This window comes from uncultured Sphingobacterium sp. (assembly GCF_964277905.1).
Classification (GTDB): Bacteria; Bacteroidota; Bacteroidia; order Sphingobacteriales; family Sphingobacteriaceae; genus Sphingobacterium; species Sphingobacterium siyangense.
Map to the genome: position 1 here is coordinate 10,602 of NZ_CAXYKD010000047.1, position 21,709 is coordinate 32,310.

Annotated in this window: 17 protein-coding genes; 8 read left to right on the forward strand and 9 right to left on the reverse strand. The window is 39.4% G+C overall.

Annotated features, from left to right (window positions below; genetic code table 11):
- Nucleotides 1–3,318 carry a DEAD/DEAH box helicase gene (locus ACHWSC_RS21690; protein WP_394678151.1) on the forward strand — a complete coding sequence of 1,106 codons (3,318 nt, stop codon included), beginning with the start codon at nucleotides 1–3 and terminating at the stop codon, nucleotides 3,316–3,318.
- A gap of 72 nt (nucleotides 3,319–3,390) precedes the next feature.
- Here ACHWSC_RS21690 and ACHWSC_RS21695 read toward each other — a convergent pair whose 3' ends face one another.
- Nucleotides 3,391–3,876 carry a hypothetical protein gene (locus ACHWSC_RS21695; RefSeq protein ID WP_394678152.1) on the reverse strand — a complete coding sequence of 162 codons (486 nt, stop codon included), beginning with the start codon at nucleotides 3,874–3,876 and terminating at the stop codon, nucleotides 3,391–3,393.
- 110 nt (nucleotides 3,877–3,986) lie between these two features.
- Nucleotides 3,987–4,472, reverse strand: coding sequence for a hypothetical protein (locus ACHWSC_RS21700; RefSeq protein WP_394678153.1), 486 nt, complete (start codon nucleotides 4,470–4,472; stop codon nucleotides 3,987–3,989).
- 130 nt (nucleotides 4,473–4,602) lie between these two features.
- On the opposite strand from ACHWSC_RS21700, the gene ACHWSC_RS21705 reads away from it, so the two are divergent.
- Genes ACHWSC_RS21705 through ACHWSC_RS21715 form a run of 3 tightly spaced genes read left to right on the forward strand, consistent with a single transcriptional unit; the run spans nucleotide 4,603 to nucleotide 7,705 of the window.
- On the forward strand, nucleotides 4,603–5,049 hold the full coding sequence (locus tag ACHWSC_RS21705; RefSeq protein ID WP_333627229.1) for a MarR family winged helix-turn-helix transcriptional regulator: 447 nt from the start codon (nucleotides 4,603–4,605) through the stop codon (nucleotides 5,047–5,049).
- A gap of 47 nt (nucleotides 5,050–5,096) precedes the next feature.
- Entirely contained in the window at nucleotides 5,097–6,158 is a 1,062-nt protein-coding gene (locus ACHWSC_RS21710) for an HlyD family secretion protein (RefSeq protein WP_394678154.1), read from the forward strand.
- Nucleotides 6,159–6,160: 2 nt separating this feature from the next.
- Nucleotides 6,161–7,705: an MFS transporter gene (locus tag ACHWSC_RS21715; protein ID WP_394678155.1), complete on the forward strand. Its 1,545-nt coding sequence runs from the start codon at nucleotides 6,161–6,163 to the stop codon at nucleotides 7,703–7,705.
- On the opposite strand, the gene ACHWSC_RS21720 is transcribed toward ACHWSC_RS21715, so the two are convergent.
- Nucleotides 7,706–8,455: a class I SAM-dependent methyltransferase gene (locus ACHWSC_RS21720; RefSeq protein ID WP_394678156.1), complete on the reverse strand. Its 750-nt coding sequence runs from the start codon at nucleotides 8,453–8,455 to the stop codon at nucleotides 7,706–7,708.
- Nucleotides 8,456–8,472: 17 nt separating this feature from the next.
- Entirely contained in the window at nucleotides 8,473–9,171 is a 699-nt protein-coding gene (gene radC, locus ACHWSC_RS21725) for a DNA repair protein RadC (RefSeq protein ID WP_120333384.1), read from the reverse strand.
- 164 nt (nucleotides 9,172–9,335) lie between these two features.
- On the opposite strand from radC, the gene ACHWSC_RS21730 reads away from it, so the two are divergent.
- Together ACHWSC_RS21730 and ACHWSC_RS21735 are read left to right on the forward strand one after the other, a co-directional pair.
- Nucleotides 9,336–9,794 carry a peptidylprolyl isomerase gene (locus ACHWSC_RS21730; RefSeq protein WP_046671802.1) on the forward strand — a complete coding sequence of 153 codons (459 nt, stop codon included), beginning with the start codon at nucleotides 9,336–9,338 and terminating at the stop codon, nucleotides 9,792–9,794.
- A 26-nt stretch (nucleotides 9,795–9,820) separates the two neighbouring features.
- Complete coding sequence (locus tag ACHWSC_RS21735; RefSeq protein ID WP_075993972.1) at nucleotides 9,821–10,225, forward strand: DUF5606 domain-containing protein; 405 nt, start codon at nucleotides 9,821–9,823, stop codon at nucleotides 10,223–10,225.
- Nucleotides 10,226–10,292: 67 nt separating this feature from the next.
- On the opposite strand, the gene ACHWSC_RS21740 is transcribed toward ACHWSC_RS21735, so the two are convergent.
- From ACHWSC_RS21740 to guaB, 5 genes are all read right to left on the reverse strand, one after another.
- A complete protein-coding gene (locus ACHWSC_RS21740) occupies nucleotides 10,293–11,225 on the reverse strand; it encodes a hypothetical protein (protein WP_394678157.1) in 933 nt (310 codons plus the stop codon).
- A gap of 127 nt (nucleotides 11,226–11,352) precedes the next feature.
- A complete protein-coding gene (murA, locus tag ACHWSC_RS21745) occupies nucleotides 11,353–12,678 on the reverse strand; it encodes a UDP-N-acetylglucosamine 1-carboxyvinyltransferase (protein WP_070565984.1) in 1,326 nt (441 codons plus the stop codon).
- Between the two features lie 210 nt (nucleotides 12,679–12,888).
- Nucleotides 12,889–13,719, reverse strand: a complete 831-nt coding sequence (locus ACHWSC_RS21750) for a DUF4290 domain-containing protein (RefSeq protein WP_070565986.1) — start codon at nucleotides 13,717–13,719, stop codon at nucleotides 12,889–12,891.
- 53 nt (nucleotides 13,720–13,772) lie between these two features.
- Nucleotides 13,773–16,052: an ATP-dependent helicase gene (locus ACHWSC_RS21755; RefSeq protein WP_070565989.1), complete on the reverse strand. Its 2,280-nt coding sequence runs from the start codon at nucleotides 16,050–16,052 to the stop codon at nucleotides 13,773–13,775.
- Between the two features lie 143 nt (nucleotides 16,053–16,195).
- Nucleotides 16,196–17,671 (reverse strand): IMP dehydrogenase, encoded by a 1,476-nt coding sequence (guaB, locus tag ACHWSC_RS21760; RefSeq protein ID WP_075993975.1) that lies wholly within the window; start codon nucleotides 17,669–17,671, stop codon nucleotides 16,196–16,198.
- A gap of 224 nt (nucleotides 17,672–17,895) precedes the next feature.
- Between guaB and ACHWSC_RS21765 the strand changes: the two genes are divergently transcribed.
- Complete coding sequence (locus ACHWSC_RS21765) at nucleotides 17,896–18,369, forward strand: hypothetical protein (RefSeq protein ID WP_070565992.1); 474 nt, start codon at nucleotides 17,896–17,898, stop codon at nucleotides 18,367–18,369.
- A 259-nt stretch (nucleotides 18,370–18,628) separates the two neighbouring features.
- The gene (gene secDF / locus ACHWSC_RS21770) at nucleotides 18,629–21,610 is read left to right on the forward strand and encodes a protein translocase subunit SecDF (protein WP_394678158.1); all 2,982 of its coding nucleotides are present in this window, start codon (nucleotides 18,629–18,631) and stop codon (nucleotides 21,608–21,610) included.
- Nucleotides 21,611–21,709 lie beyond the last annotated feature (99 nt).

A 21,709-nucleotide genomic window follows, 5' to 3' on the forward strand; every position in this document is an offset into this window, starting at 1 on the left:
ATGGACTTCCATCAGTATACATTGACCGATATCGATTTCACCAAGGTGAGCCGTTATTCTTATTTTCCTTGGATGGACCTGACATTGGCCCATTTTCAGGTTAATGCGATGGAAATGGAGGTCAATCAGGCAACTTTTCAGGTACTGGAGAATTATACCGATTTTGAAGTGATGATCATCCATACATTGCCCACAACAGCCGTTTTTTGTAATTGTCCACAAACAGGATTCTGCCGTCATCAAAAGGCGGCTTTAGGTAAACTATTTACACAGGAGAATTGGCTGGCTTTTTTTGATCACAACCGCTATCAGCATCTCCTCAAGAAGGTTGCGGCACAATATGGACTGGAAAAGGAACCGTCTTTAGAAAACTATTTTGCTGCGCAGATCAAAGCAGGGAAGCTGGAGTTTCTGTTAAAAGACAAACAGCTAACCTCCATTGATGACTTTGATCTAGTAGAGGAATCTCTTGCCCCAAAAAAGGTCAAGACGACAGCCGAACAGCAGCATCATTTTGTGGTGTTAACGCGCAACCGGTATTACAAAAATCTACAAATACTCCTGTGTCAAGCTCCAATGACGAAATCCGGCCTACCTAAAAACCCGATTTCCGCCAGTGAGAGCCAGTCACGTATCTGGCAAAGCAGCTCGATTGAGGAAATGCAATTTTACACCGCTGTTTACCAATTTTCTCAAGCTATGCAACAGGATATCGAAATCAGCTCCAGTCTGAAGGCGGTTGCAAAAAACCCATTACACCTCGATTTTTATCTACATGACTATGAAAAATCCGACAATATAACAGCCTCCACCTTATCGCCGGTTCAATTTAACCTAAACAAAGGTGATATTAAGCTCTTTATTTCAAAAAAAGGTGCATTTTATACCATTCAAGGAGAAATTCATATTCATACGATAGCCTACAATTTACAGGATTTAGTCGTTCTTTTGGACCATTTCATTCTCATCAAAAATCAGCTTTTTCTGATTGAAAATAGGTTTCACCTCAAGTTGATCCGTTTGTTTGGCAACAAAGGTGAGCAATTGTTGATCCATCAGCGTAAGTTCGAAGAATTCAACAGGTTGTTTTTGGAACAGATAGCACATTCCGTGGAGTTAAATTTTAAAGATATTCCCAAAGCAAGCAAGCCACAGCTGAAGGAAAATCTGTATTATCAGGACATGCAGCCACTTTTGTTTCTGGAAGAATCGGAAGATTTTGTCAACCTTATTCCTGTCATGCGTTATGGTGAGGTCGAAATTCCTATTTTAAGTAAGCGGAATATATTTGGTACAGACAGCAAGGGTACACAATTTTTGGTCGATCGGAAACGTGAAGCTGAAACAAAAGTTATTTCCCTGCTACTGAAGCAGCATCCCTATTTTCAGGAGCAAATGGATGAGGGAAGCTTTCAGCATTTTTATTTGCATCGCAAATACTTTCTGGATAGCAACTGGTTTCTGGATGCTTTTGAGGAGTGGCAGCATCAGGGTATACAGATCATCGGATTTAATACGTTACGTGGAAATAAATTAAGCCGTTTTAAGGGAAAAATACATGTGGAGGTCCTCAGTGGACAAAATTGGTTCAATGCCAATATACAGGTCAAATTTGGCCCCAAAAGTGTCTCCCTAAAAAAACTTGAAAAGGCAGTACGGAACCGCTCGCAATTTATCACCTTGGATGACGGCACTCAGGGCATTTTACCGCAACAGTGGCTCGATAAATTTGAGGCCTATTTTAACGCAGCAGAATCGATAGCTGATGATTTCATTGAAATTCCAAAATACAAATTCAATGAAATCGATCACCTGTTTGATCAGGCTGAGTTAGACCCTATCGTGTTGGCGGAGATCAGCACGTTGAGAAAGCAGCTCGCTAATTTTTCTTCGCTATCCGAGGTCCAGGTACCACCAACTTTTGTCGGAAACTTACGCCCTTATCAGCAACAAGGACTACAATGGCTGCATTTCTTGGATGGGCTTAATTTTGGTGGCTGTCTTGCCGATGACATGGGACTTGGCAAAACGATCCAAATATTAGCCTTTCTGGCTACTCAAAAAGCAAAGGGACAACCTGCACCAACATTACTTGTACTTCCCACGACCTTAATTTTTAATTGGCGGCATGAAATACAACAATTTCTTCCATCTTTTCAAACGTTGGTTTTAGATGGTCCAAATAGAATAGAAAAAGGGATGCAGTTTGAACAATATGACCTTGTTTTAATTTCTTATCACAACCTCCTGACGGATATTAATACGTTAAAAAAAATAACCTTCAATTATGTCATATTGGACGAATCGCAGCAAATTAAAAACCCGGATTCCCAGCGATACAAAACGGTAAATTTATTAAAATCAAGAAATCGCATTATTTTAACAGGAACTCCTATCGAGAATAATACGATGGATCTTTATGCCCAGCTTTCCTTTATTGTGCCGGGTCTACTAGGAAGCAAAAAATATTTCAAAGATGTCTATACGACTCCTATTGATGCTTTCCATGACCGCAAGAGAAAAAAAATGCTAAAAGAGAAAATAAAGCCTTTCATTCTCCGTAGAACAAAACAGGATGTATTACGTGATCTTCCTGCAAAAAATGAACTGGTCCTTTACTGTGAGATGAAAACTGCCCAACGGCGAATTTATGATCTTTATGAAAAAGAGTTTCGGGATTTTATCTCTGCCAAAGATGGCGATGAAATCAAGAAAAGCCCCATGCATGTCCTAAAAGGTCTAACAAAATTGCGTCAGATATGTAATTCAAGCAAACTGCTCCAAAACGAAGATCTGACTAGCGCTGCGGACTCTGCCAAAATCGAAATGCTTATCGAGCAGATTCAGCATAAAAAAGACCAGCACAAAATGATCGTGTTTTCACAGTTTGTCAGCATGCTCAACCTGATTAAAGAGGCTTTGGATAAACAGGGTATTCGCGCGTTAATGCTCACAGGCCAATCCAAAAATCGAGGTAAATTGGTTAGTGATTTTCAATCCGACAAGGATATCCCCGTTTTTCTGGTTAGCCTAAAAGCCGGTGGTACCGGACTTAATCTTACCGCGGCCGATGTCGTGTACCTGGTAGACCCCTGGTGGAATCCTGCTGTTGAACAACAGGCGATCGACAGGATCTATCGCATGGGGCAACAAAAAACGGTCACCGCAGTCCGATTAATCAGCCCTAACACGGTCGAAGATAAAATTCAAACCTTACAGCAACATAAAAAGGAGATTAGCAACAGTATTCTGGATGACGGCGGAAGTTTAGATGTCTTTTATCTCGACAAAAGCTATTTAATGAATTTGCTACGCTAAACTATTGAAATGAAAAAAGGGGACATCGATCGATGTCCCCTTTTTTTGATATAATTCGTTTTCAGCTGCTCTTTACTTTTTGTCAGAAATGTACGTCTTGTTACCATTTCCGTTGATATAATATTTGCCACCTTTTGGACCGAGATAAACTGTATGTCCATTATATTTTTCACTTGTTGCTTTATCAGCTGTAGCTACGGCATCCTTTTTAACAGCAGCGGCTTGTTTTTCAGCTTTAGCGCTTTCTTTTTTCACGGCTTTTTCCTTCGCTTCCATTGGTGCTGCTGGCGCTGTTTTTGTATCAGCCACCTTTTTCGTCTGCGCTGACTTTTCCTTGACAGCAGCTTCCTTCTTCGCTGTAGCTTTCACCGGCGCTGCCTTCGTTTTCGTTTCGGCCTCGTTGGCTTTAGTCTTTACTTCTTTTGCTTTTTGTTCAGACTTTTTGGCTTCTTTTTCCATTTTTTTAGGAGCCGTTTGTGCATAGGATTGTCCCAATCCCATTGCAGCGATCAAAGCTAATGCAGCTGTGATTTTTTTGAAACGATTTATTGCTTTCATAACTCAATTGTTATTTAAATAATTGTAAATAAAAGTACAATACAAATGCCATATTTCGATTTAATTACCTGAAAAAATATGTTTAACAAATTTTTAACTTAGCCAAGGAATTATTCGACAACTTGTTTTCTAAATTTCGAATCAATTATATATTTTACCCCCTTTGCATCTATAAATACGGGCTTTCCATGGTAGTGCTCATTACTGCGTCGATCAATGGCAACACGATACCGGGTGGGGGAGCTAGTGGAGCTGTAGGTTATATTGCCAACCGATTCTCCAGGGCTAACGATTACTTCCGAACCTTCATATACGCGCTCACTCACCCTGCCGGTAAAACGCTGTTTTCCCGTTGACGTTTTTATTTTCTCCTGCTGCTCGGGCTCTTTATCAATCGGCGCAACGTCCAAGGTCATCACATCGACCTGTGGGCTTAAAGGGAAGAATGGATCTACCCACCGATATACAAAATGATAATCGGTTTCTAAGTTATTAAAAGCATGCATTTGCTGTGCCCTTACAACACTTATCCCACCTCCTAAAATCAGCAGTGGCAGTAGGCAACGTCTAAAGAAGATTAATTCAACTCTTAACATATCTTTTTTTCCTTTCGTTTAAGTGCTTCCAAATAAAATGCCATCTCTCTATAAAGCACTCATCTTTAACACATTTTTAACTAAAATAAATTAGTTTGATATTTAACTGTTTTATATTTAACTTTGTACTATGAAAAACGAATCCATGAATCCAGTAAAACCCTTAGTGGATAGTATCATTGCCTTGCGAACGAGCTTAAAACAATACTATATCCAGAAAATAAAGGAACAGCAATTGGATATCACCTATGAAATGTTGCAAGTATTGGCAGCACTGTGGAAAAAGGAGCAAATGAATCAGCAAGATATAGCCACAGCAATACAGAAGAACAAAGCAAGTGTCACTCCGCTGATCGATAATCTTTGTAAACGGGATCTGGTTAAACGCGTCAGCGATCCCAATGACAGACGAAATAATTTAATCGAATTAACGGTAAAGGGAGACGAATATAGGACATTATTAGACCCTGTCCAGCAAGACCTCTACCGTGTGATCCTGCAGGAGATATCAGAAAAAAAAGTATTGGAAATTACAGAAACTCTCGAAAAATTGACCGCAATTATTGATAAGCAATAGTATCGGGAGCCTTGATTTTCAGAAAAAAGAAGATAAGTAATTGAGTCATGAGCAATTCAACATTAAGTGAGAAAGAAATAAAACGAAGGCGGAAGATATGGATCATCAACATCCTATCTGCGGTCGTCATTGTGGTAACAATTATCTGGGGTATCTTAGTTTTTTTCCACATCAACGAATCTGTTTATACAGATGATGCCCAGGTAGATGCCCATATTACCCCTATAAATTCGCGTATCAGCGGTTATATCAAAACAATTCGATTTGATGAGCATCAAAAAGTTCACAAAGGCGATACACTCGTCATTATTGATGATGCTGAGTACAGAATTTTATTACAAAATGCACAAGCCACTCTTGCCGATGCCAAAGCAAGTAAAACAATATCGCAATCTGGAATTGCCATTGCCGGCAATAGTACTGCGATAGCAAATGCCAATATCGATGAGATGAGAGCCCGGCTAGATAATATGGAATTGAATTATAGGCGTTACGAGAGTCTGGTGAAAGATGAAGCAGTAACACAATATCAATTCGATCAGGTAAAAGCAGATTATGAGGCCATGTTAGCCAAATATAAGGCACTTTTGGCGCAAGAGCGTGTATCGAAACTTAACACACATGAGTCTGAACAGAAGCTGTCAATCAATGATGCCTCAATGCTAAAGGCCGAATCTGCGATTGATCTAGCCAAGTTAAACCTTTCGTATACGGTTATCACTGCACCGTACGACGGGGTATTGGGACGGCGGACGATAGAAGAGGGCCAATTGGTACAAAACGGCACGCCATTGGTCAATATTGTACGTGATGAGCAGAAATGGATTACCGCAAATTATACCGAAAGTCAACTAAAAAATATTGCCCTCGGGGCAAAAGTCAACATTGAAATTGATGCATTGGCCGGGAAGACATTTGAAGGTGAAGTAACCGCCATATCCGAAGCAACAGGATCTAAATATTCTGCTGTTCCGGTTGACAATTCTACGGGGAACTTTGTTAAGGTACAACAGCGCATTCCGGTTAGAATTAATTTTACAGCATCCAATACCCCAAAAGATCTCGCCATGCTTCGCGTAGGTATGAATGCTATCATACGTATTAAATAATCATGAAAGATCGTATATTCAGAGATTGGTTGAGTTCAGGTTGGGAATTGTTCTTTCTGTTTGTACTCAATATTCTATTTTCGTTCAATAATGGAATCCCAACATCCATTAACACGTATGTCATGAATGGATACGCCGGTATCACCGCAGATTTGAGTATGGCTACATATTGTTATTATGCTGGAATGGTATGTGCCATACCACTGGTATTTAGGTTGTTGAAATTATTTTCCAAAAAGACGATATTAATCGTGTCTATCTTCATTATCCTCGCTTCCAATGCGGTTTTGGAACATGCCAATAATGGTGTCAACATCTGTATGGCCTCATTTTTTATCGGGAGTGCCAAGATTATTGTCACTATGGCTATCATTGGGGAAATGATCCCTTTTCTCATGCCACGTGGAGAACGGTATCAATTATATGCGGTCTACTACCCCATGACAATGATCATTCCTGCCTTGGCAAGTTATGTATCTGTTCTATTTGCAACACGTTTCTATTGGGAAACTGTCTTTTTATTTCAAAATATGCTACTTGCAGTAGCGTTGTTAATCTGCATTATCTTTATGAAATCGTCAGATTTTAAAAAGGTACCTCTGTATCAATATGACTGGTTTGGAAGTATTTTACTTTGTATTTCATTATTGAATTTTGCCTATTTCAGCACATATGGTCTGACACAAAATTGGTTTCATTCCAGGTTTATTTTGGTCACCGGAATCGCATCGCTCTGTTTTTTTATACTTTTTATAAATAGAAGTGTACTAATCCGAAAATCACTCTTAAATTTTGAAGCCTTTTCAACACGGATTCTGCCTATCTCCATTGGAACAATTTTTATTTTCGGCATTTTTTATAGCTCGACCTCGCTGTACTCCTCCCTTTTGGGAATTACGCTTGGTACAAACCCCTTGGAAGTCGCCGAAATAAATACCTATGTAATTCCTGGTTATATGATCGGCGCAGTAATCGCTTATATATATTTCAAAATAACAAAGAAATGCAAGTTCATTTTGGCATTCTCCGCAGCGTGTTATGCCCTATCTTGCTTTTTCTTTGCAAGGATTATCGACCAACAAACAAACACGGCTTTGTTCTATCTCCCTTTGACATTAAGAGGAATGGGTGTGATCACTTCCTACATTGGAATAGGTGTATATATGGCCGGTAATATTCCCAGCAAATATTACCTCTCTGGCTTAGTATTTTTGATTCTTACACGTTCATTTTTGGTGCCTGTAGTCTGGTCAAACATCATTACTAATTGGTATTACCACCTACAGATCCTTAATGCCAATAATCTTGCTGGTATAATCGATCGAACAAATAGCTTGGCGCTACAAAGAGGAAATATAATGAAATCGGTCCAAGTCCAAGCCTCGCTACTATCCATACGCGACGCCTACTCCGGGCTATTTATTATCGGGGTAATCCTAACGTTATTCATCTTAATCTTCCCTTTTCATTCTTCGCCTATACGAAGAGTTTTCGACTGGAAGAGAAAAAATGCAACGAAAGAAGCTTTGCAAATTCCTATTTCTTAGTTAACTGATATAAATTTCAGTAATATACTTGAATACGATACGCTCAGAGATTGCGTACTTATCGAAAAGTGTACGGAGATCGTCATAGAGCGTTTTGTTTTCAGCCTGCTCTTTTGGAAAATAGGATGATGAACGTACTCTTCCCAAAAACGACCGAAGGTCCAATATCTGTTGATTTGGTAAGGTTACCTTGGTCATTAAGCGTGATCCAAAAAATTGTTTGAGATCATCATCACTGATATTTTTGTGACTGACAGATTGATAACTTGGTATATGACTGAGCAGAAAATCTTCGTACTCCTGTTGAAAAGCGTCGCCGGGATCACGCTGGTTCCAGACCAGTACAATACGTCCATTTTCTGTGAGAATGCGAGCGAACTCCCTTTTACATGCTTCCCGGTCAAACCAATGAAACGATTGCCCTGCAAAAATGAGATCTACGCATCCAGACTCAATAGATGTATTTTCGGCAGTCGCATTCAGCGCGATTAAATTCCGATAGGTTTTAAAATGATGCAGTAAAGATTCACGCATTTCCCGATTGGGTTCAACAGCAAAAACGTCATTCCCATTTTCGAGAAAAAGTTGCGTAGATAGCCCTGTACCACTACCGATATCGGCAACCAACCATTTTTTATCCAGCCCTATTTGTTCTTTAAGCACCTGAATAATCTCTTTTGGATAACAAGGTCTAAATTTCTCGTAATCGACAACCCTGTCTGTGAATCTATCAATACTGTTTTTGTTCATACTAAGAATTGCTGTAACTAGTCGATTATACCTTCATCTTTAAAACTATAATATCCGTTATCGGTAAAGATTAAATGATCGGCAACTCTAATATCCATAATTTTAGAGGCTTCAACAATTTTTTGCGTCAGAATTTTGTCAGCATTGCTTGGATACAAGGTGCCCGAGGGGTGGTTATGAACTAATATAATTGCATGTGCTTTAAGGCTAAGTGCAGATCGTAATATAATCCGGACATCGACTGGCGTAAAATCATTACCGCCGCGTCCGATCAGTTGTTTGTCTAATATTTTATACCCCGTATTGAGATACAGAGTCCAAAACTCTTCATGAGGCAGATCCTGAAGTATGGGTTTCATAAAGTTGTAAACGAAGCGGCTGCTATTTACGAGCTTACGTTCTTCTGCGGGCAGATCGTTTTTCCGGCGTGCGAGTTCCAATGCGGCAAGAATAGCGATGGCTTTTGCCTCGCCTATCCCTTTATACATGCTCAGTTCTGAAACCTCCATCATCGAAAGCGTCTGCAGGTTGTTATTGACATCGGCCAATATGCGCCGGCATAATTCAACAGCACTTTCATTTTTGGAACCAGATCCGATTAAGATAGCCAGTAATTCGGCGTCGGTAAGCGCCCTACGGCCCTGGCTCAATAGTTTCTCTCTCGGACGATCGGCCTCTGCCCACTCCCGAATGACTAATTTGTACGGATTTGACATCTACAGTTAATTATAATTGGCTAGCGTACATAAATATACAAAAATACTGTTACTTAATATCCTGAGAAATACACAATCTATCAATTAAAAAAAATTGGCAATAGGGATTTACTTCACATTTCACTCTGAAACGTTATCTTTGTATTTCATAAAAATTTTTGAATATGAGTAAAGCGATTATTAAAACAGAAAAAGGCGACATGACTGTGGAGTTCTACACAGCTGATGCTCCAAATACAGTAGCCAATTTTATCAAACTTGCTAAATCAGGATATTATGATGGATTGGCATTTCACCGTGTGATCCCTGATTTCGTTATCCAAGGTGGATGTCCAAATTCACGTGAAGGAGCTGCAGGAATCCCTGGCACAGGTGGCCCTGGTTATAAAATTGACTGTGAATTAACAGGCGAAAACCAATACCACGATAGAGGTGTATTGTCTATGGCTCATGCAGGCCGTAATACTGGTGGTTCTCAATTTTTCATCTGTCATAGCCGTAACAACACTGCTCACTTAGATCGTAACCATACTTGTTTTGGAAAAGTTATCGAAAACGTAGACATTGTTGACGATATCAGACAAGGTGACCGTATTTTATCAATTGAAGTTATCGAAGATTAATTCTTGGAGATTTAAATAGTATTAAAATGAATTTAAGAGCATTAGTATCCGTAACTGGTAAACCAGGATTGTTCAAATTGGTTGGACAAAATAAAGGTGGTTTTATTTTAGAAACCCTTGATCAGGCAAAAATTAAAACTGTAGTAAGTTTATCTTCTACAAAAATGGCGACTTTGGAAGATATCACCATCTATGGTGAAGAAGAAGAAATTCGTCTGTTGAATATTTTTGAAACAATCAAAGAGAAAGGCATCGCTCTGCCAGATACAAAATCTGATGGCGCAACATTAAGAGATTTCTTCCGTGAAGTAGCTCCTGGCCATGATGAATCACGTGTTTATTCTTCGGATATTAAAAAGGTTATCACATGGTATAACATTATCAAGGAATTCCCTTTATTTGAAGAAGAAGCACCTGCTCCTTTAATGTAAACTTTTACATATATCCCAAATAAAAAAGGAGTTGATCATGTGATCAACTCCTTTTTTATGGTGTTTTCTAATGAAACACGACATCAAGTACATTTTTTTCGATGCTGTTTTGATCTTTGGCCCCGTCAAGTTTAGCATGGGCTTTTGTAACTTCAAATTCTTTGGGTTCAAATTGCTTTTCGACGACAGATGTGGTTGTAAAGCGCAATAGGGAATTTTCATCTTCATTGAGATAGGCATCAATTTCAAGAATCCCTTCGTTTTCATCAAACACATAGGGGTGCAGCAGATTGATTCCTTTCGGAATCCGTGGGCTCTTCCAAACGACAAATTTAGGGAGCGTTTTATCCATTGCATCAATTTTATTGTAAATGGCCTGCTGACAGGTAATTCCGGCAATTACTTTTGTTTTTCCGGTCTTATCGATCATATACTCTTTGGGATTTATTCGTATCTGCACTTTCGCCAATCCATTAAGTTTCCCTTCTGGATAGTTCAGTCCTACATTGATAGTCTCGTTGCCACTATTTGCTAAAAAAGCCTCGCCTGAACCTTTGCTATAATTCACATAATTTTCCAGGCGGTACGTCAGGCCCGCAGCATCAGATTTCGCCTGTTGTTGATCAAATTTAATTTCCATCTTACGTAAAGGGGCAAGCATCAGCTCCATACGCTGCAGGGGATTTTCAATATCAAAGCTATCTTTCTTCATTTGTTCCGCCTGGGGTAGCGTGGATATTGCCTTCCACAATGCAGCAGGTGATCTATCTTTGGTCAGATTCATCAACCTGATTAGTTCAGCAAAAGGCATATTGGGAAAAGTAACTTTTTGTACGATTACCGCAGCATTGATCCGTTTAGAAGAGCGGATATCCGTTGTTGTATTTGATTCTTCATGTAGCTTAACCTCTTTAGGTGTAGAGGATTGACAATTGTGAAAAAGAAGTACTATGCCTAATAATGGGAAAACTAAGGCGTACTTTTTTAGATATTTTTTCATATCTATCGCTGTTTAAATGTAGTATAGACAAATTTACCTTATTTGACGCAGATATCACAAAAAAAGCCCCAGAATTTATATCCGGAGCTTCTTTTATCTTACACTAGCACATAGGCTATTCTCTTAATTAATGACCTTTTGGTTCGGCATCGATACGTTTAATATCTGCTCCTAATTTACGCAAGCGTTCTTCGATATCTTGATAGCCACGTTCAATCTGTTCGATATTGTGGATCACAGATTTTCCTTTAGCAGATAGGGCTGCAATCAATAAAGAAACCCCGGCACGAATATCTGGCGAAGTCATCTCAATACCTCTCAGGTGGTGTGATTTATTCAGTCCAATAACGGTTGCGCGGTGCGGATCGCACAAGATAATCTGAGCCCCCATATCGATCAATTTGTCCACGAAGAACAAACGGCTCTCGAACATTTTTTGGTGGATCAATACGTTTCCTTTTGCCTGAGTCGCCACAACAAGTACTATACTTAATAAATCGGGCGTAAAACCTGGCCAAGGTGCATCTGAAATCGTCAGGATAGATCCATCGATAAATGTATCGATTTCATACGATTCTTGCGCCGGAATAAAAATATCATCACCACGTAATTCAAACTTGATGCCTAAGCGCGAAAATACAGATGGAATAACGCCAAGTTCTTCGAAACAGACATCTTTAATGGTGATTTCTGAGCCTGTCATTGCTGCAAGTCCGATGAAAGAACCTATTTCAATCATATCAGGCAACATGCGGTGTGAAGTTCCCCCCAGACGCTCTACTCCTTCGATGGTCAACAAATTAGATCCAATACCGGATATTTTAGCCCCCATGCGATTCAACATCTTACATAGTTGTTGTAAATAAGGCTCACAAGCAGCGTTGTATATCGTTGTTGTCCCTTTTGCCAATACAGCAGCCATCACGATATTCGCCGTACCCGTTACAGAAGCTTCGTCCAGAAGAATATAACTTCCTTTTAACTCCGTTGCATCAACGTTAAAAAAATGGGTAGTCGCATCGTACACAAATTTGGCGCCCAATTTTTCAAAGCCCAAAAAGTGGGTATCTAATCGTCTACGTCCGATTTTATCACCCCCCGGTTTCGGAATAGCGGCTTTTCCGAATCGAGCCAACAAAGGACCGACAATCATGATAGAGCCACGCAATCCACCACCTTTTTCTTTAAATTCGGGTGACTGGAAATAGTCTATATTTATATCTTTAGCTTCAAAAACGTATGTGTCCTTATCTATGCGATCAATTTTAACACCTAAAGCAGCCAATAGATCGATCAACTTATTGACATCCTTAATATCTGGGATATTACTGATGGTCATAGGTTCTTCTGTCAGTAAAACTGCAGAAAGGATCTGTAAGGCCTCATTTTTTGCTCCTTGAGGAATAATCTCTCCCTTTAACGGTTTTCCACCGATTATTTCAAATGCGTTCATTTATATATAAGTGATATCTTCTTAGTATCTTATCCCAGTTCTTGTACTAGCCTTGGGATATTCAGCCTTCCGCCTAACATACAGGGATCGGAGACCAAAGAACCTTGTTTTTTATTAAAACAGCGCGATTCTTAAAAAAAGAAGGCAATTGTAAAGAAATCTGTTAATCACTTCGCAATTGCCTGCTTCTTTAAACAAAATCTTTAAGAACTAGCCTCGTTTATTATTATAATTACCCTGCGGCTTTCTGTTTCTGTTATTGTTGTTATTGTTGTCCCTACCGTAGCTGTTGTTATTGTTATCCCTACTGTAGCTGTTGTTATTGCTCCCGTAGTTATTGCGCTTCGTATTATTGTTGTTGTTACTTGTCATACGAGGCTTGCCTCCACCTTTCGACTGGTGACCGGAATTATTATTATTGTTATTGTTATTATTTCCGCCTGAGTTACTATTAGCCGGACCTTTAACGCGATTTCCTGGAGGCGGAGTTTTAAAGTCAAGTTTGGTCAATACAGTACCTTCTGGTAAGGTCAATTGATAACCTGACAACTCTTTGAGATCCTGGATGATCAACTCATCCGAAACAGAATCCTTATTCCAGGTCAGGTAAGCCATTTTCATAAAATTGGCGATACCAATAACCATCTGCTCTCTTTTAGCCTCGTCATTAGCCAATAAAGCCTTTTCAATCATTTTCTCTACGGTAAAACCATAGTGCTTGAATCTAATGGAATGCTGCGGATAGCCCAAATGCTCAACTTCGTGTTTCACACTTTTCGCTGTAGCAATTGGATAAGGTGAGTCAATATCCAATTTAAAATCAGAGATAATCTGTAGGTGATCCCACAGTTTATGTTTAAAATCAGACACGTCTCTCAAATGTGGGTTCAATACCCCCATCATATCGATTACAATCTGCGCATGTTTATTTCTTTCTTCCTTTGTGGGTAAAGTACAGATGTAATCTACCATATTTTGCACATTGCGACCATATTCTGCAAGGATCAATTTTGGTCTAGTGCTGTTGTAGTCAAAGTTCATATAGCTAATATAAGTACCTAATTAAACGATCAAGATGCCGTTTTGGTATTTTATTATTGAATTATTCTAAGTTTTGCAAATTTAAGCAACAATTGTTTCTGTCCCAACTCTTTAAAGAAAATAGTTGCTTTTATATCTCCTTTGTTTCCTTCGAGATTAACTACTTTCCCAAATCCAAAACGTTCATGTTCAACTTCCATGCCGACTTGAAGATTTGATGTATCTGAAGGAGCAAAACCCGCAGTAGGTTTGTGGGCTTTCGGTAGTATTGATGTCGTTTTAACCATCGGCTTAGGCTTAGGTTTAGAAAACGTATCATCACTATCCTTTTGTTGCCATGCAATTCGTTCGCCTTGAAAACTTCCGGCTGAGGCAGAAGTTTGTCGTGGTTTAAAATCCAATGCAAGACATGCAGGATTCAATTCATCCAAGAAGCGACTGGGTTCGCAGTTATTCAGCGTTCCCCAACGATATCGCGAAGTAGCATACGAAAGTAGTAATTTTTTTTCAGCTCTCGTAACAGCGACATAAAAAAGTCTTCGTTCCTCTTCCAATTCCGACCTGGAATTCAACGACAACTGGGAAGGAAATAGGTTTTCTTCTAAGCCTACAATGAAAACAATCGGAAATTCCAGTCCTTTGGAAGAGTGAATGGTCATCAATGATACAGTATCAGCATTTGGATCTTTATCATTATCGTCGTTTGTCAACAGGGCGATATCCTGCATATAGACATCAAGTCCACGCTCTTCGATATCTTCCCGTTCCGAAAATTCCTTGATACCATTGAGGAGTTCCTGGATATTTTCGTAACGCGCCAACCCCTCTACCGATTTGTCTTCATACAATTCTTTCAGAATACCACAGTGCTGCGCAATATGCATTGCCGTATCAAATGCGTTATTGTTTTTGGCAAGAGCCTGAAAACTCTGTATCATCTGTGCAAAACCACCGACAGAAGTTGCACTACGTCCGTCTAGAAACTGGGCTGCATTTGCAACAACATCCCATATACGGTATTGATTCTGATCTGCAGCAATCATGATCTTCTCTATCGTCGTATCCCCGATCCCTCTACGTGGATAATTGATAACACGCTTTAGTGCTTCCTCATCATTTGGGTTAAAGGTGAGTCTGAAATACGCAATCAGATCTTTAATTTCTTTCCGTTGATAGAAAGAAGTACCACCGTATATTTTATAGGGAATATTAATTTTGCGTAAGGCCTCCTCCATTGCCCTGGATTGGGCGTTGGTACGATACAAAATAGCAAAATCTTTATAATTAAGTCCTTTTAACGATTTCTCTTCGATGATCTGGTCAGCAACGATCTTACCTTCCTCATTGTCAGAGAAAGCACGTGAAACCTTGATCTTTTCGCCCTCTTCATTATCCGAGAAAACATTTTTTTCCAATTGATTCTGATTATTCGCAATCACCGAATTGGCCGCATTCACGATCATCTTAGTCGATCGATAATTCTGCTCCAGTTTAAAGATCTTCACATCTGGATAATCCTTTTGGAAATTCAGGATATTCTGAATATTTGCACCACGAAATGCATAGATCGATTGTGCATCATCACCAACCACGCAGATATTTTCGTTGACTGCTGCCAGGCGTTTGACAATAAGGTATTGGGAGAAGTTGGTATCCTGGTACTCATCGACCATCAGATAGCGAAATTGATGCTGATATTTATGCAATACCTCTGGATGCTTGTTTAACAAGACATTTGTTTTAAACAAGAGGTCATCAAAATCCATTGCTCCAGCACGGTAACAGCGTTGTGCATAGGTCATATAAATCTGCCCCAATTGACCACGACCATTGGAAATATCTTCGGCCAGTATGGCTTCATTCTTATTATATTCCTGCGGTGAGATCAAGTTGTTTTTTGCCTGTGAGATACGTCCATACACATGATTGACATTATACAGCTTATCATCGAGATTCATTTCCTTTAAAATGGCACGCAACAAACTTTTGGTATCGTCCGTATCGTAGATGGTAAAGTTTCTGGGATAACCGATCAATTCTGCTTCGACACGGAGTATCTTTGCGAATACCGAGTGGAATGTTCCCATCCAAATATTTTTCGCTTCGCTTCCAACAACAGAAACGATACGTGCGCGCATCTCTTTGGCGGCCTTGTTGGTAAATGTTAATACCAAGATATTGAATGGATCAACACCTTTTCGAATCAAGTGTGCTACACGATAGGTAATTACCCGTGTTTTTCCTGAACCAGCTCCCGCAACAATCATCACAGGACCTTCTGTTTGCTCTACGGCTCCTCGTTGTGAAGGGTTTAAACCCGCTAAATAATCCAAATTAACTCCTTAAATTTTAAAACCTGAGAATAGGGTATAAAAGTACAAATTTCCTATTGATCACTGGGGCTATCTTGCTAATATTTTTACACAAAAAAAACCGATAATCAAGATTATCGGTTTTTATATCATCCAAGCAACATCTAGCCTCTGCTGTTATAATTCGGTGCTTCCTTCGTAATGGAAATATTATGTGGATGGGACTCTCTCAACCCTGCTCCTGTAATACGGACAAATTGTGCTTCCTGTAATTTTTCAATTGTCGCAGCACCGCAGTATCCCATAGAAGCGCGTAATCCGCCAATATATTGATAAACGACCTCAGCCAATGTACCTTTGTAAGGAACACGCCCAACGATACCTTCAGGAACCAATTTTTTGATATCATCTTCTACGTCTTGGAAATAACGATCTTTAGATCCTTTTTCCATGGCTTCGATTGAGCCCATACCGCGGTAAGATTTAAACTTACGTCCCTCATAGATAATTGTTTCACCTGGAGCTTCTTCCACACCAGCGAATAAAGAGCCAGCCATAATTGTGCTTGCTCCGGCTGCAATTGCTTTTGCAATATCACCGGTTTGTTTGATACCACCATCTGCGATCAATGGCACACCAGTTCCTTTAAGTGCTTTGGCAACTTCATATACAGCATAAAGCTGAGGAACACCAACACCAGCAATAATACGGGTTGTACAAATTGAGCCTGGTCCGATACCTACTTTTACGGCATCTGCACCTGCTTCAGCCAAAGCTGTTGCTGCAGCACCTGTCGCAATATTTCCAACGATTACCTGTAGCTCAGGGAACTGCGATTTCACCAATTTCAACTTATCGATTACACCTTTAGAATGCCCGTGTGCCGTATCGATTGTAACCACATCCACACCTGCTTTCACCAAAGCCTCAACGCGGTCAAGGGTATCTGGTGTAACACCTACTGCCGCACCAACCAATAAACGGCCATGGCTATCTTTGGCAGCATTGGGATAATGTTTATATTTTTGGATATCTTTAAAGGTAATCAAGCCTTTCAAAATACCTTCTTCATTAACTACAGGAAGTTTTTCGATTTTTTCGTTTTGAAGAATCTCTTCCGCTTTCACCAAATCCGTTCCCTCGGGAGCGACAACAAGATTCTCCTTAGTCATCAATTCGTTGATTGGACGGCTCATATCTTTTTGGAAACGAAGATCACGATTCGTTACAATACCAACCAATTGACCTTTTTCGTTCACAACAGGAATTCCACCGATTTTGTGCTCCTTCATAATATTGAAGGCATCACCCACAGTTGCTGTTGCCAATAACGTTACTGGATCCTGAATCATACCGCTCTCCGAACGTTTTACTTTGCGTACTTCAGCGGCTTGTTCTGCAATCGTCATGTTCTTATGCAACATACCAATACCGCCAGCTTGAGCAATCGCAATCGCCAAATCAGCACCGGTTACCGTATCCATTGCTGCAGAAACCAATGGAATATTTAATTTGATTTTTTTTGTTAGCGAAGTGCTCGTATCAACGTCACGGGGTAAAATCTCAGAATAAGCTGGAATTAATAAGACGTCGTCGTAAGTGAGACCTTCTGCTACGAATTTTTGTGGATCTAATTGCATGGCAAATATGTATTGGGTTTTCTATTTGCCAGGCAAATTTAAGAAAAATAAGCAATAATAAAAAATAAAAGATACAAATTACAATCGGAAGACAAATTAGAAACGTTATGAATTAAGCATTCACGTAGAGTACGTCCCGGCCTTTATCATTTTTTGGCAGGCTATTTGCTTTTGGTAACACGAAAAGTTATTTTAATTAATGAAAATATAAAGATAAGATAATTATGAAAAAGACATTACTCTCATTAGCTGCCGTCGCAGCATTAGCATTTGGCGCACAGGAAGCGAAAGCTCAGTCTCCATTTAGATCAGCGATAGGTGTTGTATTCGATGGTACAACAACTGACTTATGGGGTGTTCAATATAAGCAATCTTTTGGTGGTGCCAACATGGGGCAAGCACAAGTGATGTTTGACGACCATGTTGTTGCTGTTGGTGCGGATTACCAATATGCAAGACCTTTCCAAGGCGTTAATGGTTTGGGATGGTATGCAGGTGTTGGTGCACAATTGACTTTTATTGACGTAGGTGATAACATTACAAACGTTGCATTACGCCCGCAATTAGGTTTGGAATTTAAAATTCCAGTTGCTCCGATTGCGTTCCACGCAGACTGGAAACCTGACTGGAGATTGAACCACAACAGTGATTTTGATGCTTCAACATTCTCGTTTGGTATCAAATACACATTGAAATAATATAAAACAACTAAACAGTATAAAAGGTCCTTCTCTATTTTGAGCAGGGCCTTTTTTTATAAATAAAATCAATAAATATTTCTTTTTTTCTTCAATTCTCCTATTTTTATGCCGTTGACCTGATTGGCGTAAATAAAACTTTTCATTCTACAAAAATTTTATACCTTTGCCATTCTTGGTAAAATGTGATTAAACGAGAACTAATTATCAATTACATAAACAGTATTTAACATTAAAATTAATACAATTATAACAGACGATGCAAGGTAAAGGGCTGATTAAACTTTTAGTGATAGTGGTGTCATTAGCGTGTCTATACTCCCTATCATTTACTTGGGTGACCCGCAATGTGGAGCGAGATGCTGAGAATTTTGCCAAAGGAGACTTGGCGAAAGAGAAAAGCTACCTCGACTCAATGGCCGGTGAAGTAGTGTACAATTTAGGTTTTGCAAAATACACCTATCGGGAAGCCAAAGCAAATGAACTCGCTTTGGGATTGGATTTGAAAGGTGGTATGAACGTGACCATGGAAATCTCATTGGACGAATTGATCCGCAATTTGGCGAACAATCCAAAAGATGAGAAATTCAACAAAGCGTTGGAGCAAGCAGTAGCAAAAAGCAAAACGAGTGCAAAAACAGTCGTTGCTTTATTTATGGAAGAGTACAAATCCATCGGTGCTACAACTCCACTTTCGACATTCTTTTCAACAAAAGATAACGCTGCTCTAATTAAACCTGGTGATTCAGACTCCAAAGTTGAATCATTCCTTCAAAAAGAAGCAGACAATGCCATCCAAAATTCATACAAAGTACTTCGTACACGTATCGATAAATTTGGCGTTGCATCTCCAAACATTCAAATTCAACAAGGTACAAACCGTATTTTGATCGAATTACCTGGTGTGAAAGATGAAAGCCGTGTTCGTAACCTATTACAAGGTTCGGCTAAATTGGAATTCTACGAAACATATACAAACCAGGAAGTTTATCCAATACTGGAAAATATTGATAAAACTTTAGCATCAACGTTAAAAGCTGCTCCAGCTGCTACGACAAATGCTGCAGCAGATACAAGCAAAAAATCAGATGATTTATTGTCTAATCTAACTGGTGGTAAAAAAGATGCAAAGAAAGACAGTGCTGCTGTCAATCTAGGTCAGAAAAATCCATTATTTGAAATTTTAAGAGCAAACGCATATCTAAACGAAAACCAGCAGCCAACACTTGGCCCAGGCCCATTGGTAGGTATTGCTTCATTAAAAGATACGGCAAAAGTAAATGCTTACTTGCAACGTCCTGAGGTGAAATCAATCCTTCCTGGAAACTTAAAGCTTTTATGGGCTGTTAAACCAGAGCAAAAAACACCTGAGCAACTATCATTATACGCAATTAAAGGGTCTGGACAGGACAATGGTGCTGTATTGACGGGTGATGTGATCACCGACGCAACAGCAAACTTTGATGAGAAAAATCAACCTGTGGTTGGTATGCAAATGAACAGTGAAGGTGCTCATCAATGGAAGAAAATTACAGCAAAAGCAGCTCAAAACAGAGATGCGATTGCTATCGTTCTTGATAATGTGGTTTATTCTGCTCCTTCTGTAAACGGTGAAATTCCAAATGGTAGCTCATCAATCTCTGGATCCTTTACGGTAGAAGATACCAAAGATTTGGCGAACGTACTGAAGGCAGGTCGTCTTCCTACAACGGCTAAAATCGTTGAAGAAGCTGTTGTGGGTCCTACTTTGGGTCAGGCTGCCATCGATGCCGGTGTAAACTCTGCTGTTATCGGTATTATCGTGGTAATGATCTTTATGATCGCTTACTACAATACGGCGGGTATCGTAGCAAACATCGCGGTATTGTTAAACGTATTTATCATTATGGGGGTATTGGCATCCTTAAATGCTGTACTGACCCTACCAGGTATTGCCGGTATCGTATTGACAATGGGTACTGCTGTCGATGCAAACGTTTTGATTTATGAACGTATCCGTGAAGAACTGGGCTTAGGAAAATCGATCCGTCAGGCTGTTGCCGATGGTTACAAACATGCTTTACCGTCCATCCTGGATTCGCAGATCACAACCTTCTTAATTGGTATTATCCTATTTTTATTTGGTAGTGGTCCGATCTTAGGTTTCGCAACAACGTTAATGGTGGGTATTATTACTTCATTGTTTACTGCGATCTTAGTTACACGTGTTATCTTTGAATGGATGTTGGCGAAAGATTTCAAAATCAAAGTCTCTTTCCCTTGGTCTGCAAACACTTTGCATAACGCAAACTTCAAATTCGTGCAGAAACGTAAAATCTTTTACGCGATTTCAATCGTTGCTGTGTTAATTTCCGCTGCATCAATTTTCACAAAAGGATTCAGTTTAGGTGTGGATTTCCAAGGTGGACGTACTTATACTGTTCGTTATGATAAACCTGTGGACTTAGAAGCTGTACGTACAAACTTGGATGATATCTTCAAGAAAACAACAGAGGTAAAAGTATTCGGTGCAGCCAATCAATTGCGTATTACAACAACTTACCATATTGAAGAAACTTCGGACACTGCTGATAAAGAAGTATTAGACAAATTAAACCAAGGTCTATCGAAAGTAGATGCTTCCAATAAACATGAGATTCTTTCGTCTCAAAAAGTTGGACCAAGTATCGCTACCGACATCAAATCTAGAGCAACCAGCTCAGCAATTTTCTCTATCATTATTGTTGCAGCTTACATCTTGATCCGTTTCCATAAATGGGAATATTCAGTTGGAGCAGCTATTGCAACAATTCACGATGCGATCATTTTATTGGGATTATTCTCTATCTTGGATGGTATCGTACCATTCTCACTTGATATTGACCAACACTTTGTAGCAGCAATATTAACCGTAATTGCTTACTCGGTGAATGATACAGTGGTTGTATTTGACCGTTTACGTGAATTCGTATCGAAACCAAATGCACATAATGAAGATCTTGGCGATGTCGTAAACCATGCGATCAACTCGACATTAAGTAGAACAATTATTACATCATTGACAATCGTGTTTGTTCTTGCTGTATTGTTTATCTTTGGTGGTGAAGTTATCCGTGGATTCTCATTCGCGATCTTAATCGGTGTTATCGTAGGTACATATTCATCTATTATCTTAGCTGCACCTTCAGTATATGACTTACGTAAAGGAAAGCATTTGGCAGAAGGTAATACTGCTAAAAAAGCTGAAGTCGTAAGACCTTAATAGCTGATATCGATAAAATAAAAAAGGGCGTTCATTCGAACGCCCTTTTTTATTGCATTCAAATTACTTGTCACACTAAATATTTTAAATATATTTGTT

Bases quoted from the DNA above. Each gene is read 5' to 3' on its own strand.
- murA (WP_070565984.1), bottom strand. From the start codon at position 12,678: ATGAACGCATTTGAAATAATCGGTGGAAAACCGTTAAAGGGAGAGATT.
- ACHWSC_RS21750 (WP_070565986.1), bottom strand. From the start codon at position 13,719: ATGAACTTTGACTACAACAGCACTAGACCAAAATTGATCCTTGCAGAA.
- ACHWSC_RS21735 (WP_075993972.1), top strand. From the start codon at position 9,821: ATGAATTTAAGAGCATTAGTATCCGTAACTGGTAAACCAGGATTGTTC.
- ACHWSC_RS21700 (WP_394678153.1), bottom strand. From the start codon at position 4,472: ATGTTAAGAGTTGAATTAATCTTCTTTAGACGTTGCCTACTGCCACTG.
- ACHWSC_RS21740 (WP_394678157.1), bottom strand. From the start codon at position 11,225: ATGAAAAAATATCTAAAAAAGTACGCCTTAGTTTTCCCATTATTAGGC.
- guaB (WP_075993975.1), bottom strand. From the start codon at position 17,671: ATGCAATTAGATCCACAAAAATTCGTAGCAGAAGGTCTCACTTACGAC.
- radC (WP_120333384.1), bottom strand. From the start codon at position 9,171: ATGTCAAATCCGTACAAATTAGTCATTCGGGAGTGGGCAGAGGCCGAT.
- ACHWSC_RS21730 (WP_046671802.1), top strand. From the start codon at position 9,336: ATGAGTAAAGCGATTATTAAAACAGAAAAAGGCGACATGACTGTGGAG.
- ACHWSC_RS21710 (WP_394678154.1), top strand. From the start codon at position 5,097: ATGAGCAATTCAACATTAAGTGAGAAAGAAATAAAACGAAGGCGGAAG.
- ACHWSC_RS21705 (WP_333627229.1), top strand. From the start codon at position 4,603: ATGAAAAACGAATCCATGAATCCAGTAAAACCCTTAGTGGATAGTATC.
- secDF (WP_394678158.1), top strand. From the start codon at position 18,629: ATGCAAGGTAAAGGGCTGATTAAACTTTTAGTGATAGTGGTGTCATTA.
- ACHWSC_RS21695 (WP_394678152.1), bottom strand. From the start codon at position 3,876: ATGAAAGCAATAAATCGTTTCAAAAAAATCACAGCTGCATTAGCTTTG.
- ACHWSC_RS21720 (WP_394678156.1), bottom strand. From the start codon at position 8,455: ATGAACAAAAACAGTATTGATAGATTCACAGACAGGGTTGTCGATTAC.
- ACHWSC_RS21765 (WP_070565992.1), top strand. From the start codon at position 17,896: ATGAAAAAGACATTACTCTCATTAGCTGCCGTCGCAGCATTAGCATTT.
- ACHWSC_RS21715 (WP_394678155.1), top strand. From the start codon at position 6,161: ATGAAAGATCGTATATTCAGAGATTGGTTGAGTTCAGGTTGGGAATTG.
- ACHWSC_RS21690 (WP_394678151.1), top strand. From the start codon at position 1: ATGGACTTCCATCAGTATACATTGACCGATATCGATTTCACCAAGGTG.